The following is a 12,569-nucleotide window of genomic DNA, read 5'->3' on the forward strand; positions in this document are numbered from 1 at the left end:
CGGGAGACAGACGGTGGATCAACGTGAACTCGATCCTCCGACCTCAGGTGATGCCGTGTCCAAGACCAAGTAGTGACACCGCCATCTGTTTTTCTTATAATCGCCGTATGAACCTGCAGCGTGCCCGTTATCTGATCGCTCTGTCGGATCATGGGGGCTTCACTCGAGCCGCTGCGAACGTCCACGTCGCGCAATCGGCCCTCAGTCAACAGATCAAGGTTCTCGAGCGCGAACTCGGAGTTCCGCTGGTGGATCGTCGGGGTCCGCAGTTCACCTTCACGGAAGCCGGCAAGGTGGCGGTACGAGAGGCGCGCTTTTTGATCGGGTGTGCGGACCGGGCGGTCGAACGAATTCGGTTGGCCGCGCGCGGTGTGGACGGAGAACTGCGCATCGCGTACACCCGTTCGTGGGCGGGCGGCGCAGTCGCGGATCTGGTCAGCACCTATCGAAGGCTCTACCCGGGCGTCGAAGTTGTCGTTCATCGTGGCACTTCGGCGCAGACTGTCGACCTCGTCCGAACCGGAGCCGTCGACATCGCGGTTGTTCGCCCGCCGCTCGATGAAGACGATCGAGAACTTCCCCTGATCGTCCTCGATACCGAACCTATCCTGGTCGCTGTTCCCGTGGATCATCCGTTCGGTGGTCGAGCGACGCTCGAACTCGGAGATCTGGTGGACGTCCCCGTTGTGTTCTGGCCGGAGGCCAACGCCCCGGGGATGTATTTGCGTACGCTCGAACAACTTTGGCCAAACGGGGCGCCCAGCATCGTTCGATTCGAGGCCGACGACGAGCAGGTGCTGCATGCCGTCTCGGACGGGGTGGGTATTGCGCCGATCCCCCAGGGCAGAGCGCGGATGCTCCGCATCCCGGGTGTCCATCTATGTGAGATCGCCGGTGAGCAACCAACTCTCGACGTGGCAGTGACCTACCGGCCGGATAATCCGAATCCGGCGCTTGCGCCGTTTGTTGCGCTCGCTGAACGCGAAAGATCGTCAACCACTGCGTAGTACCTGTGATGCGCGGTGGGTCCTATCCGCCATCGAGGACCAGCATCATGGCCGTTGCGCGTGCTCGGTTCTCGATGGAATCGACGTGGAATCCGACGTGCTGGGACAGTTTCGCCAATCGGTGCGCGACGCTGCTGTGGTGAAGATGCATGGAATCTGCTGCGGCCCTCAAGGTTCCGGACTGCAGGTATGACCTCAAGGTTTCGAGTAGTTCTAACCCCTGTTTGGTGTCGCCGATCTCTTCGGCACGAACCAGATCCGGTATTCGCGAGTGATCGATGTGTGGTCCCGGCGCCAAGAGGTTGAGGGCGCCGAGATCGTCGGCGTTCACGATCGGTGTTGTTGCCGACGCCTGTGCGCGAGCGAATCGTGCAGTGCCGAGTATTGTATTCACTTCGGAAGCGGAAGCAGTCAAAGATATTCCGGCGCGTACGGATGACGACAGTGCGGCCACGGACAGCTCGGGTGTCGGTGCGAACGAACCCGCCACGAGATTCAGATACTCGCCGTCAGCGTCTATCCCAACGGCTTTGCCAGGTGTGCAATCTGGCGAAATGACAAGGTGTGCAGCACCTTCGGCCGTTCCTGAGACTGCCTTGGTTGCCATTACACGGACTGGGGTTTGGGGTTCGATACCGAGACCGGCGCAGGAGGTGAGCACCGCGAGTTCATCCATCGGGAACAACAGATTTCGAGTGTGCTCGGCTTCGGTAGGCAGGCGTCGCGGTTGCAGAATTATCGCTGCGGTCAGGGCCATCCGGTCGACGAGCATTTCGTCGAGTGGCAAGCTGGCCCCGGGTCGTTCGATCCATACCGTTCCGAGAACCTCGTCGTCTACGGCAATGTTTCTGGTCATGCTCGGTGGGAGCTGAGGATCGGGTGACCAGCGGCCGCGCGGATCGCAACGGCGCAAATTCTTCTTGCTTCTGCCGCGCTCGACGATCTCGATACCCACGACGCAGTCCGCCAACTGCGCGCTCGCACGAAGCAAAGACGCGGTGTCGGAGCCGTGCCGCACGAGGGCGTCGAAGTAATCGATGACACGTACCAGGCCTGCCGAGTCTGCATCGAGCTCGGCAAGCCGGTACATCAGTCCTTGCATCTCGCAACGCTACGAGACCGGCGAGAGCGAACGCAACCCTCTCCTGAGCGCAGTGAGGGCTTCGACGGCACCTCTTTCGCTGACCGCGGCGGTCGCGACCAGTGCCGACCCGTGAAAGGTTCCGGGGAAGGAATGCAATTCGACGCTGACTCCCGCTTGCAGCAGCCGAAGGGCGTACTCGATTCCTTCGTCGCGGAGCGGGTCGAGTTCCATGGTGGACAGGTAGGTCGGCGGCAGACCGGTGAGGTCGGTAGCCCGGGACGGCGCAGCGTAAATGGACACGTCAGGATCTTCGGGACCGGAATACGACCCGCCGAGATAGTACTTCCACGACAGGATGGCGTTAGGGCGGTGCCACAAGGGGGTGTCGACGAAGTTCGTCATCGAGACCGTCGCCAGGCGGTCGTCGAGTTCAGGGATTTCGAGGAATTGGAAGGCCACGGGCACAACGCCCTCGTCACGGGCTTTGAGGACAGTGCCTGCGGCCAGTCCACCGCCTGCGCTCTGCCCTCCAACTGCGATGCGGCGTGGATCGACCCCCAGCTCCTCGGCATGGGCGTGGATGTAGAGGAGTGCGGCGTAGCAGTCGTCGACGGGGCCGGGGAAGGGGGTTTCGGGGCGAGGCGGTACTCCACGTTCGCAACGGCGAATCCGAGTTCCCGCGCCACCTCGACGCAAAATGGATCGCTGGATTCTGCGGTGCCGATTGCGAATCCGCCGCCATGGATCCAGAGCAGAACGGGGACAGGGCCGGCAGTGTTGTCCGGGGTGAAGAAACGAATCGTGACCTCCGGATCGCCGTCCAGGCCGGGTGCCGACAGTTCACGAAGCGTGACTCCGTCGAATGACAGGTCGGCCAACATGGTGCCGACCAGAGCGTCGTAGGTGGCCCGTGCGTTGGGGAGGTCAGCGAAGTCCACCTTCGGGAGCATGGTGAGTGCCGCGGCGAGTTCGGGGTCGAGAGTCGGGAATGTTGTCATGCACCCATCATCGAGCCTGATTGTGGCCTACGTCACCAGCGGATTGTAGGAAATCGGAGAGTCTCCCTCCGACACCCGTCGGATCTCCCTAGGATGACGCCGGTGGACAGGGTACATCTCGGGGTGGGTTCGAGCGATTCGAAAAGTGGGGCACGGATTGGTGGACGACCTCCGCAGGTTTTCGCTGGTCAGGCGATTCTGCATTCGCACGAGTACCTTCTGACGCTCGAGGCACACACGGCGCCGTGGCTCGGCGCGCGAGAGCTTTCGGTCTTCATCCGTCGAGGTTTCTCCATCGGCGACGACGACCTCGAATACCCGGACATCGGGGTTAGGGCAGTCCTGCACCCCTCGTCGTCACGAAGTGCGGAATCGGCGGGCAGCCATGCGGGCCTTGGCAGCGCGGCGTTGATCAGGATTCCCTCGGACGACGAGGTGATGCCGTTGGTGTTGATAGCTCCGCAACCGGTGCTCATTCAGAACGAACCGTCGTATGCCGAATCCGTGGAGGCGGATGGACACAGCTTCCTGTTCCAGATCAACGAAGAGGGGTGGCCGGTGGTTGCCGAGTCCCACCCCGATTTCGTAGAGGAGTACCTATTCGGTTACGGGTCGGTGTATTTCTACGGGAGCACTGACGCGACCGGGCTCGTTCGCGAAGTTGTGCCGGGATTTCTCGACTTCTGACCGGCCCGACGGCCCGTCCGCCGATACCGTGGGCAGCGTATCGCGACCGGCGGTTATGTCCTCGGAAAAATTGTTTCGGAAGTTTGTCGATCGGTGAGTGCGCCGTTCGACGTGTAAGCAGAGGGACCGAACAGAGCGGTCCACGAACGAAGGAGATTCTCATGAAGTACATGCTGATCATGCGTTCCACCGATGAGGCTATCGAAGCATCCAAGGACATGGACTTCGACGAGATCATCGCGGCGATGGGGCAGTACAACGAGTCCCTGATCAAGGCAGGTGTCTTGCTGGCCGGTGAGGGACTGGCGATGGAGGAGGGATTCATCGTCGATTTCGAGTCCGATCCTCCGCTGGTCTCCGACGGCCCGTACGGGGAGACGAAGGAGTTGTTCTCGGGATTCTGGATCATTCAGACGTCGACCAAAGACGAAGCCTTGGAATGGGCGAAGCGCTGCCCGCTCGGGCCGGGAAGCAAGCTCGAGGTACGCCGCGTGAGCGAGATGTCGGACTTCGATCAGGACAACGAGTACATCCAGAAAGAGGCAGGCTGGCGTGAAGAGCTCGGTACCGATCGTCCGGTCGCAGGCTGACCATGACCGACGAGGCGGTGCGAGAAGAAACGAGAAAGGCTGTCGACGCGGTCTGGCGTATCGAATCCGCGAAGATTGTCGCCACGTTGACTCGCACCGTCGGAGATCTTGATCTCGCCGAGGATCTGGCCGCGCAGGCTCTGCTCGAAGCCGTCGAGCAGTGGCCCGCGACGGGGGTTCCGAGAAACCCCGCTGCCTGGCTGACATCTGTGGCGACACGACGAGCGATCGACGGGTGGCGACGACGTGAGAGGTTGGACGAGCGCTACGCCCACTTTGCGCGTGAACTCGAGAACGACGCTTCACATTTCGACGACGTCAGCTGGGATCCGGACCGCATCGACGACGATGTCCTTCGCCTGATGTTCATCGCCTGCCATCCCGTGTTGAATCGAAAAGCGCAGGTGGCGTTGACGCTTCGAGTGGTGGGCGGTTTGACCACGGAAGAGATTGCGAAAGCGTTCCTCACGCCGACGGCGACGGTGCAGCAGCGGATAGTCCGCGCGAAGAAGGCGCTGACCGCCTCGAAAGCGGTTTTCGAAGTTCCAGGGCGAGAAGAGTTTTCGAGCAGATTGAGCGCCGTCCTCGGAGTGCTGTACCTGGTGTTCAACGAAGGCTATGCAGCCAGTTCCGGGGACGAGTGGATGCGGGCGGAGCTCAGTGCTGAGGCTCTGCGGCTCGCGCGAATACTCGCCGAATTGGTCCCCAGGGAGTCCGAGGTACACGGCCTTGTCGCTTTGATGGAGCTGACAGCCTCGAGATTCGGCGCTCGGACAACCTCGACCGGTGAGCCCATCCTGCTGGCTGACCAGGATCGGACGAGGTGGGATCGCCTACAGATCTCGCGTGGGCTTGCCGCGCTGGAACGAGCTGACGCCGTCGGGCGTGGACGAGGCCCGTACGGCCTGCAGGCGGCGATTGCCGAATGTCATGCGCGAGCAGCAACTTTCGAAGACACCGATTGGAAGAAGATAGTCATCCTCTACGAGGCTCTGGCGCAACTGGCGCCATCGCCCGTGGTCGACCTCAATCATGCGGCGGCGGTATCCATGGCATACGGTCCTGGCCCTGCGCTCGAATTCGTCGACAAGCTTGTCGCTTCAGGTGAACTGGCCGACTACCACCTGCTTCCCAGCGTTCGGGGGGAGTTGCTCAGTCAGCTCGGCCGATCCGAGGAGGCTAGAACCGAACTCCTCGAAGCGGCTCGGCTGGCCGGGAACGAGCGTGAGCGCGCTGTGCTGGTCGCGAAAGCCGATGCGCTGCTGCCGGATCGGTAGTCACGCGATTGTTAGTCACGCGATTGTTAGTCAGGGCTGAGTCGGATCATCATTCGGCACCATGGGCGGCATCCCGACTCCGTAGGGATCGAGCATGTCCGATACACGTCGACCCCACCGTTCATGTGCGGACTGACGGGTCATTCCCGCTGCGCGGCCGATGGTTGACCATGTTGCGCCGAATCTACGCAGGCTCATGACGCTTGCCGTCGAATCGATACCCGCGGCGAGCTGAATCCGGAAACAGGCCAACTGCCACGCCATCTGACGCTGCGTCGGGATGTCGGTGTCCTGTTCTGCCTCCCACTCAGGGCTGCCAGGTAAAGGATCTGTTCCGACAATCTTGTCTGCCTGAGTGCCGGCCTCGGTGATCGCGGCGTTGACCGTGGTGATCGCGGCGGTCTCGATCTTCGCAGTCAGGGCGCGTTCGATCAGGTCTTCCATGAGAAGTTCTCCTTTCGTCAGGACCAGCCTGACAGGCGCTCTTGAATTCTGTCAAGAGTCCCCTGACGGACTTTGAGTTTAATTAATGCACGATTTATTTGTGTACTATCTAAATGATCTCCGGTTCTGTTGACCGTCGTCGAAGGGGTTGCTGGTGAAAATCGTGGTTTTGTCGTTCCTGGTGGCGTTGACTTTGATGACGGTCGGGATCATCGCCGCGCGCAACCGCAGCACTCGACCTGCCGTGACCGGGGCAGTTACTGCGGCGTCAACGGTTCTCGCTGCCGCCTGGACACTTTTTGCCGTGGCCTTCGTATTGGCCTGATCGTGCTGCAGTGCCGATGCGCCGGTAGTGGTGGTGAAGGAACTTCGCAGCAGGTCAGATGCGTTTTGTGTGCGGCGCGATGCCGCATACTCTGGCAGACGTGGCAATTGCTGAAACAGACAGAAACTACGGCGGAAGGTCGGTCGCGGCTCGCAAGGCCGAACGCCGTTCTCTCTTTTTGAATGCTGCTCTCAGCGTGTTTGCGGACCAGGGGTATGCCGGAAGTTCGGTGGCGGATATCTGCGCGTCCGCGAGTCTGGCCAGAAGGCAGTTCTACGACGAGTTCGGTAGTCGCGAGGATCTACTCCTCGCGCTGTATGACCAGATCCAACTCGACGCCAGAATTGCAATGGTCGACGCACTCGATGCAGAGCCTTCGGTCAATCTCCGTGACAAGGCAGCGACGGCCATGGCCGCCTTCGTCGAGTCGGTCGGAAGTGACCCACGACGCGCACACGTTGCCTTCATCGACGTCGTAGGTGTCAGTCCCCGGGTGGAAAAGCATCGTGTGGACCAACGTTCGGTCTGGGCAACATTTTTCGAGTCGATCATCAAAGGGATCGTGGGCGAAGATTACGAACCGCCAGGTGGTTACTGGTGGGCGTCCACCGCCTTCATCGGCGCGCTTACCGCGCTGGTGCACCAGTGGAGCACTGCGGAGCCTCGTCCTCCCGTGTCGGTACTGGTCGATCTGATGACGGTGCTCTTGAATGCGTTGATCGACGACGCGCCCCTTCACACCGACGAATAGGTCACGAAGACCAGGGGATTGTAATCCGGCCCACAACGCTCTACTCTCGTCCTCAATGTGTTAGACACTCGCATCTAACTTGTGTGCTCGTGATGAGAACTGCGGCAACACAAGGCAATCTGTGCTTTTCCGGGGAGGAATTGGTATGGGACGACGCTGGACAACTGACCGACAACGCGGGGGCCTCGCAATTGCCGTGATTGCAGTAATCGGGCAGATCGGACTTTCGGCACCTGCCTCAGCGGCACCGGACGAAGGTGTTCCCGCCCAAATTCAGGTCCAGCCTGCCCTGCCGCCTGCGGTTGCACCGCCTTTGCCTGAACTGGACCAGACCTTCTATGAACCGCCTGTCGAGGTCGTCGAATCCAAGCAACCGGGTGAGATCATCGCCGCTCGTGCGGTGAATCTCGGTACTCTCAACCTGATTCCGACCAACGTGGATGCGTGGCAGATCTCGTATCGATCCAATAATGCTGCGGGCGAGGCGATTCCTGCTGTCACCACAGTGATCAAGCCGCGTGGCGACACTCGCGATGGAGGCCCGCGCCCGCTGCTGTCCTTTCAGATGGCAGAGGATTCACTCGGAAACTACTGCGCACCTTCGTATGTCATGCAGCAAGGCGCGTTGCCGTGGCTGGTGACGGGCGCTGCGACCGGTGGTGCTCAATTCCTCGAAGTGCAGGCGGCACTGGCGCAGGGTTGGGCATTGTCGGTGCCCGATCATCAGGGACCCAATTCTTCCTTCGCCTCCGGCCCCGTCGCGGCCCGGATCACGCTCGACGGTATCCGTGCTGCTGAGAACTTCGAACCCATGGAGCTACAAGGGCGGTCAACTCGCGTAGGGCTGCTCGGCTACTCGGGTGGATCGATTCCTACTGGTCACGCAGCTGAAATACGGCAGGCGTACGCGCCGGAACTGAATATCGTCGGAGTCGCCGAAGGTGGTGTTGCCGCGGATCTCGGCGCTTTGCTCGACAATGCCAACAACGCTCTAGGGGCCGGGATCGTCGCTGCCGGTGTAATCGGAGTGAGCCGAGAAGATCCTGAACTTGCAGGCTTCATCGATCAGCACATAAACCTTGCCGGCCGAGCGCTTTTCGCTGCCAAGGACAACCTGTGCATGCTCTGGACGTCAGCTGCAGTGCCCTTCCTCAACATCAAGGGCTTCCTCGATGTCCCGGGAGATCCCGTCCAACACCCCACGGTGAGAGCTGCGCTCTCCCGAGCTGCCATGGGTAAGTCGGTTCCTGACGTGCCGATGTACATTTATCAGTCGAATCCCGACTGGTTGGTGCCTGTTGGCCCGGTGAACAAACTTGTCGATACCTATTGCCAAGATCCTTCTGCGAGTGTCGTTTACACCAGAGACCACTTCAGTGAGCACGTCAGCATGGAAGTCGTCGCATTGCCGAGTGCTCTACTGTGGCTTCGTGATCGGTTCGCTGGTGTGCCTGCTCAGCAGGGATGCAGCACCTTCGACGCTGGATCCATGGCGCTTGATCAGAGGACCTGGCCAGTCTGGGTGGATGCGGTCGGTGAACTCGTCGCAGGCCTGTTCGGCAAGCCGATCGGGACCTGACGGGTGACGTGATTCTGCGGTGGTGAGGAATTCTCACAAGGGCAGCGTGTTGCACTGACTGGACGTTATTTCATTGATCGGGCCTTGAAGATGGTGTCTTGTCACCAATGGGTTCCTTTTACCGACGAAAGGTTGCGCGATGACAAAGCTGTTGTTTGCGGTGACTTCTGCAGATCACTGGACGCTGAAGGACGGAACACCCCACCCGACCGGGTACTGGGCGGAAGAACTGGTCGAGGCGCATCGCGTTTTCGTCGACGCCGGCTACGAGATCGTGATCGCGACGCCTGGCGGTAAAGCTCCCGTTGTGGACGAGGGAAGCCTGGCGCCCGAGGTGAACGGCGGGCAAGAAGGCGCCGACCGTATGCGCAAGTACATCGCCGATCTGCAGCCGGTGCTCGATTCGCCGGAGATTTTGGAGAACGCCGATGCTGCCGATTACGACGTGGTCTTTGTACCGGGTGGACATGGACCGATGGAGGATCTTGCGGTGTCGGCATCCTTCGGTGAGCTTCTCGTGAACTTCTTGGACGCGGACAAGGTGGTCTCGGCGGTCTGTCACGCGCCGGCGGCACTCCTGCCGGCCCAGAGACCCGATGGAAGCTGGCTGTTCGACGGCTATCAGCTGACCGCGTTCACCAACGAAGAGGAGACGCAGGCTGGTCTGGCGGACAAGGCTCCGTGGCTGCTCGAAACTCGCCTACGCGAATTGGGCGGCAAATTCTCGAAGGCTGAGGCGTGGTCGCCTTATGTCGTGGTGGACCGCAAGCTCTACACCGGTCAGAATCCGGCGTCGTCACGGCCTCTCGCCGAGCGGATTGTCGCCGACTTGGGCTGAGCATGCTTTTTGGCGCCGCATCGAGGTCTCCTCGATGCGGCGCTGGTCCGTGTTCTGTTGTCGACAAAGAGGTTTGACCTCTCAGGTTTTGAAGGTGGTGTTCGCCGGCCGCGGGTGCTGCTGCGGGTCGATCGAGGGTGGCGGGATGAACCAGGGTTTGTTGTCGACTCCTATGCGGATTTCCCATTTCCCGACGAACCCGGATTTGCGGTGCATCAGCCGGTGATGTGAACGGCACAGCAGGACCAGGTTGTTCATCACCGTCGGGCCACCGTTGGCCCAGTGCTTAATGTGGTGCGCATCGGTCCAAGCCGGTACGCATGTGCAGCCGGGGAAGGCGCAGCCCTTGTCTCGGGCGATCAACGCCACTCGCTGTTCGGCGGTGACCAACCTCTTTCCTGGTTTCGCATCGAGCGGCGCCCCGTGACCGTCGAGCAGAACGGTCGACAGGAAACAGTCGCAGCCGAGAAGCCTGCTCTGCGACACCGAGAGTGGTCCGAGCCACGGCATGTGCCCGACATCAAGATCCGACACAGCCATTCCACCACCATCGGGCGAGGGTGTGGCGGCGCAGTCTCGGTGCTCAGCGAGATCACGGGCGTTGATGTGCACGTTCACGTGCGGGCGCTGACCACCGTCGGTGCCGGTTTTGGCGCAGTCGAGGTACCGGCGGATCAGTTCGGTGAACCCGTCGGCCGTCCGCTTGGCCGCCGACCGAGAATCCGGGGTTCCGTCCGGTGCCGGGGTCGGCATCGTCAAATTCGACAACGCCGACAACAACATTTCACCGGTGAGGGCATCGAAATCACCACGCACCACCACCCGACCGTTCAACGTCGACGCGATCCGCAACTCATTGAGATCGACATCCTCGGCGGGCGGGATCTCATCGGATTCGAACAACCGCTCCAAGGTCGCGATCACGTTCCGCACCTTCGTCGTCGTCGCCTCCACACCCGACGCAGCAGCCAACAACAAATCGATACAGCGAGGGAGCGCGTCGTCTGGCATGCCCTTCGGTGGTGACTCGCAGAACGCCACGATCAACACGGCATGCTCGAACGAGCAATCCCCGCCATCGAACCGAGCAGCCACCGCCGGAAACGGCCGCAAAGCCGCACCTAACGCGGCGATCTTCTTCCCGTCCCGAACCTGCAGCATCGTGTTAGCCGCCAACCACGAACCGACACCGCGGCTGGCAATCACCTGATCATCCGGGCGCAACGACAACTCGTCCACCACCGCCACACGAACCGCCTCGAGGCGCAGAATCTCCGCACTCGCCGACACCGCAGCAGCGCGCAACTCTGCAGCAGACAACTGCCACAACCGTCCGCGTAACCCCACCGCAGAACCCGAAACCACGTCCGACAACAAGACACTCATTGAATCCCCCGATCCCCTCCCCAAAGGATACTCGAACACGCGTTCGAGTCAAGAGGGAATTAGGCGAGGGCGCGAAGGAGTGGAGTGGGGTCGGCGACGACGAACAGATGGCCGCCTCCGTTGATCTCTTCGAAGCGAGAGTCGGGAATCAACGAGTGTGCCCAGCGGGCTACTTCGATGGGTACGTTTCCGTCGTCGGTTCCGTGTAGGAAAACCGTTGGTACCGAGATCGATTGGAAGAGTCCAGGCACCTCGTGGCGATACCGAGCCAAGTCGACAACCCCTGCGGATCCACCCTGTGCGATCCCTTCGGATGAATCCAACTGGAGAGCGGGGCGATGTACCTCGTCGGTCATGACGGCCTGATCGGCGGCCGGCCAGATCGAGACTGAGTCGCTGCGTAGCTTGGAGAACACTCCGGTTCCTGCGAGCATTGCGCCGGCCACACGGGGAGCCCAGGTGGCGGCAAAGTACAACGCAGATACCAGTTTTATTCTGCGTCGCAAAGTATCTCGCGGTGCCCCGGGGATCATGGCGCACGCCAGCACCAGTTTCGAGACTCGTTCGGGAACGGCTGCAGCGACTGCGAGCGCGTAACCGCCGCCTCCGGAGAAACCCATCAGTGTGGCCGAGTCCAACTCTAGGTGATCGACCAGGGTGACGTAGTCGTCGTCCCAGGAATGAAATCCCTTGTCCGTGTACGGATCCGTGCGTCCGAAGCCGGGTCGATCGGGGACTATCAGCCGCATGCCTGCCGTCGAAGACGCGTTGTGGAGTGAGAGCCCTTCGTATCGGCTGCCAGGTGATCCGTGGGCCACGACTACCGGGTGGCCAGTCGGATCGCCGTACTCGCAGAATGCGATACGACGCCCCGACGCGTCGCGAATTTCGGTTGTGGTCACGCTGCTCGTCATGATGTGGTTCCTTGCTGCGCGATCGACGCCACACCGTCCAGGATGAGGGCGACTCCGAACTCGAACCTTCGGGTGGGATCGTGATGAAGTGCGAACACCGATGCCTCGCGTCGATCGGCAGGTGCGCTGTCGAAAGCGCCGCGTCCCAATTGAATTGCGACGTGTCCGGTGACGAAATCATGCAGCGCGCCGTATGCGTACGTGGCCTGCTCGTCCTCGAGGCCGGCCAAGGAAAGGGCGCTCACGACTCGGTGGGCGGTATCGTCGGCCCCGGGTGCTTCCAGTGATGCCTGCCGATGGGCTTCCAGGACCAGGGGATGGCGCATCAGGAGATCGTGGAGGCCGTAGGCGAACGTGCGGGCAACCCCGCGCCAGTCGGTCGGCCAGTCGATCGACGAGACGGCTTCGCCTACGAGAGTCGAGATCAGATCTCGCCTCAAGGCGTCGATGCCGCCGGTTGTGCGGTGGACGGACATCGGCGATATGCCGAGTCGTTCGGCGAGCACTCGAAATGACACCGCATCCAGGCCGTCCGTATCGGCGATCTCTGCCGCGGCATCAAGAATCTGTCTGTGACTCAATGCTTTTGGTCGACCAGCCCTTGCAGAGCTGGTGGATTCGGATACCATGCTGACAACAATAGCGATACGCGTATCGAAATTACAAGTGTCCATCGACCTCCAAGGAGC

At 61.2% G+C, this 12,569-nt stretch carries 13 protein-coding genes and 1 pseudogene; 8 read left to right on the forward strand and 6 right to left on the reverse strand.

Annotated elements, in window-relative coordinates:
- Positions 1 to 107 precede the first annotated feature (107 nt).
- Positions 108 to 1,007 (forward strand): LysR family transcriptional regulator, encoded by a 900-nt coding sequence (locus tag ATN37_RS22935; RefSeq protein ID WP_218695652.1) that lies wholly within the window; start codon positions 108 to 110, stop codon positions 1,005 to 1,007.
- A gap of 22 nt (positions 1,008 to 1,029) precedes the next feature.
- Here ATN37_RS22935 and ATN37_RS22940 read toward each other — a convergent pair whose 3' ends face one another.
- Positions 1,030 to 2,109: a helix-turn-helix domain-containing protein gene (locus ATN37_RS22940; protein WP_256933467.1), complete on the reverse strand. Its 1,080-nt coding sequence runs from the start codon at positions 2,107 to 2,109 to the stop codon at positions 1,030 to 1,032.
- 9 nt (positions 2,110 to 2,118) lie between these two features.
- Positions 2,119 to 3,089: pseudogene (locus ATN37_RS22945) on the reverse strand (alpha/beta hydrolase).
- Between the two features lie 93 nt (positions 3,090 to 3,182).
- On the opposite strand from ATN37_RS22945, the gene ATN37_RS22950 reads away from it, so the two are divergent.
- The 3 genes from ATN37_RS22950 to ATN37_RS22960 all read left to right on the forward strand — a co-directional run bounded on the left by ATN37_RS22950 (position 3,183) and on the right by ATN37_RS22960 (position 5,643).
- Positions 3,183 to 3,776, forward strand: a complete 594-nt coding sequence (locus tag ATN37_RS22950; RefSeq protein WP_042448198.1) for a hypothetical protein — start codon at positions 3,183 to 3,185, stop codon at positions 3,774 to 3,776.
- A 161-nt stretch (positions 3,777 to 3,937) separates the two neighbouring features.
- On the forward strand, positions 3,938 to 4,366 hold the full coding sequence (locus ATN37_RS22955) for a YciI family protein (protein ID WP_007735729.1): 429 nt from the start codon (positions 3,938 to 3,940) through the stop codon (positions 4,364 to 4,366).
- A 2-nt stretch (positions 4,367 to 4,368) separates the two neighbouring features.
- The gene (locus tag ATN37_RS22960) at positions 4,369 to 5,643 is read left to right on the forward strand and encodes an RNA polymerase sigma factor (RefSeq protein WP_042922905.1); all 1,275 of its coding nucleotides are present in this window, start codon (positions 4,369 to 4,371) and stop codon (positions 5,641 to 5,643) included.
- 30 nt (positions 5,644 to 5,673) lie between these two features.
- Here the strand turns inward: ATN37_RS22960 and ATN37_RS22965 are convergent, their stop codons facing one another.
- Positions 5,674 to 6,087: a hypothetical protein gene (locus ATN37_RS22965; RefSeq protein WP_116058263.1), complete on the reverse strand. Its 414-nt coding sequence runs from the start codon at positions 6,085 to 6,087 to the stop codon at positions 5,674 to 5,676.
- A 154-nt stretch (positions 6,088 to 6,241) separates the two neighbouring features.
- Here ATN37_RS22965 and ATN37_RS22970 point away from each other — a divergent pair, with 154 nt between their 5' ends.
- The 4 genes from ATN37_RS22970 to ATN37_RS22985 all read left to right on the forward strand — a co-directional run bounded on the left by ATN37_RS22970 (position 6,242) and on the right by ATN37_RS22985 (position 9,580).
- The gene (locus ATN37_RS22970) at positions 6,242 to 6,412 is read left to right on the forward strand and encodes a hypothetical protein (protein ID WP_007735738.1); all 171 of its coding nucleotides are present in this window, start codon (positions 6,242 to 6,244) and stop codon (positions 6,410 to 6,412) included.
- A gap of 58 nt (positions 6,413 to 6,470) precedes the next feature.
- Positions 6,471 to 7,163 (forward strand): TetR/AcrR family transcriptional regulator, encoded by a 693-nt coding sequence (locus tag ATN37_RS22975; RefSeq protein WP_218695653.1) that lies wholly within the window; start codon positions 6,471 to 6,473, stop codon positions 7,161 to 7,163.
- A 145-nt stretch (positions 7,164 to 7,308) separates the two neighbouring features.
- Entirely contained in the window at positions 7,309 to 8,742 is a 1,434-nt protein-coding gene (locus tag ATN37_RS22980) for a lipase family protein (RefSeq protein ID WP_139799804.1), read from the forward strand.
- Positions 8,743 to 8,881: 139 nt separating this feature from the next.
- The gene (locus ATN37_RS22985) at positions 8,882 to 9,580 is read left to right on the forward strand and encodes a type 1 glutamine amidotransferase domain-containing protein (RefSeq protein ID WP_030537402.1); all 699 of its coding nucleotides are present in this window, start codon (positions 8,882 to 8,884) and stop codon (positions 9,578 to 9,580) included.
- 81 nt (positions 9,581 to 9,661) lie between these two features.
- Here ATN37_RS22985 and ATN37_RS22990 read toward each other — a convergent pair whose 3' ends face one another.
- From ATN37_RS22990 to ATN37_RS23000, 3 genes are read right to left on the reverse strand one after another with little or no spacing between them, the layout of a single operon-like run.
- The gene (locus ATN37_RS22990) at positions 9,662 to 10,966 is read right to left on the reverse strand and encodes an HNH endonuclease signature motif containing protein (RefSeq protein ID WP_063315472.1); all 1,305 of its coding nucleotides are present in this window, start codon (positions 10,964 to 10,966) and stop codon (positions 9,662 to 9,664) included.
- A 59-nt stretch (positions 10,967 to 11,025) separates the two neighbouring features.
- Positions 11,026 to 11,880, reverse strand: coding sequence for an alpha/beta fold hydrolase (locus ATN37_RS22995; RefSeq protein ID WP_058038420.1), 855 nt, complete (start codon positions 11,878 to 11,880; stop codon positions 11,026 to 11,028).
- The gene (locus tag ATN37_RS23000; protein ID WP_230359246.1) at positions 11,877 to 12,461 is read right to left on the reverse strand and encodes a TetR/AcrR family transcriptional regulator; all 585 of its coding nucleotides are present in this window, start codon (positions 12,459 to 12,461) and stop codon (positions 11,877 to 11,879) included. Before ATN37_RS23000 ends, ATN37_RS22995 begins: the two co-directional genes overlap by 4 nt.
- Positions 12,462 to 12,569: the final 108 nt, after the last annotated feature.

It is taken from the genome of Rhodococcus sp. MH15 (assembly GCF_019266045.1).
In the GTDB taxonomy this organism is placed as follows: domain Bacteria; phylum Actinomycetota; class Actinomycetes; order Mycobacteriales; family Mycobacteriaceae; genus Rhodococcus_F; species Rhodococcus_F qingshengii.

What these genes read in the sequence shown, in the direction of transcription:
- ATN37_RS22940 (WP_256933467.1), bottom strand. Translation starts at nt 2,109, where the DNA reads ATGCAAGGACTGATGTACCGGCTTGCCGAGCTCGATGCAGACTCGGCA.
- ATN37_RS22960 (WP_042922905.1), top strand. Translation starts at nt 4,369, where the DNA reads ATGACCGACGAGGCGGTGCGAGAAGAAACGAGAAAGGCTGTCGACGCG.
- ATN37_RS22955 (WP_007735729.1), top strand. Translation starts at nt 3,938, where the DNA reads ATGAAGTACATGCTGATCATGCGTTCCACCGATGAGGCTATCGAAGCA.
- ATN37_RS22950 (WP_042448198.1), top strand. Translation starts at nt 3,183, where the DNA reads ATGACGCCGGTGGACAGGGTACATCTCGGGGTGGGTTCGAGCGATTCG.
- ATN37_RS22965 (WP_116058263.1), bottom strand. Translation starts at nt 6,087, where the DNA reads ATGGAAGACCTGATCGAACGCGCCCTGACTGCGAAGATCGAGACCGCC.
- ATN37_RS22990 (WP_063315472.1), bottom strand. Translation starts at nt 10,966, where the DNA reads ATGAGTGTCTTGTTGTCGGACGTGGTTTCGGGTTCTGCGGTGGGGTTA.
- ATN37_RS22975 (WP_218695653.1), top strand. Translation starts at nt 6,471, where the DNA reads ATGCGTTTTGTGTGCGGCGCGATGCCGCATACTCTGGCAGACGTGGCA.
- ATN37_RS22980 (WP_139799804.1), top strand. Translation starts at nt 7,309, where the DNA reads ATGGGACGACGCTGGACAACTGACCGACAACGCGGGGGCCTCGCAATT.
- ATN37_RS22995 (WP_058038420.1), bottom strand. Translation starts at nt 11,880, where the DNA reads ATGACGAGCAGCGTGACCACAACCGAAATTCGCGACGCGTCGGGGCGT.
- ATN37_RS22935 (WP_218695652.1), top strand. Translation starts at nt 108, where the DNA reads ATGAACCTGCAGCGTGCCCGTTATCTGATCGCTCTGTCGGATCATGGG.
- ATN37_RS22985 (WP_030537402.1), top strand. Translation starts at nt 8,882, where the DNA reads ATGACAAAGCTGTTGTTTGCGGTGACTTCTGCAGATCACTGGACGCTG.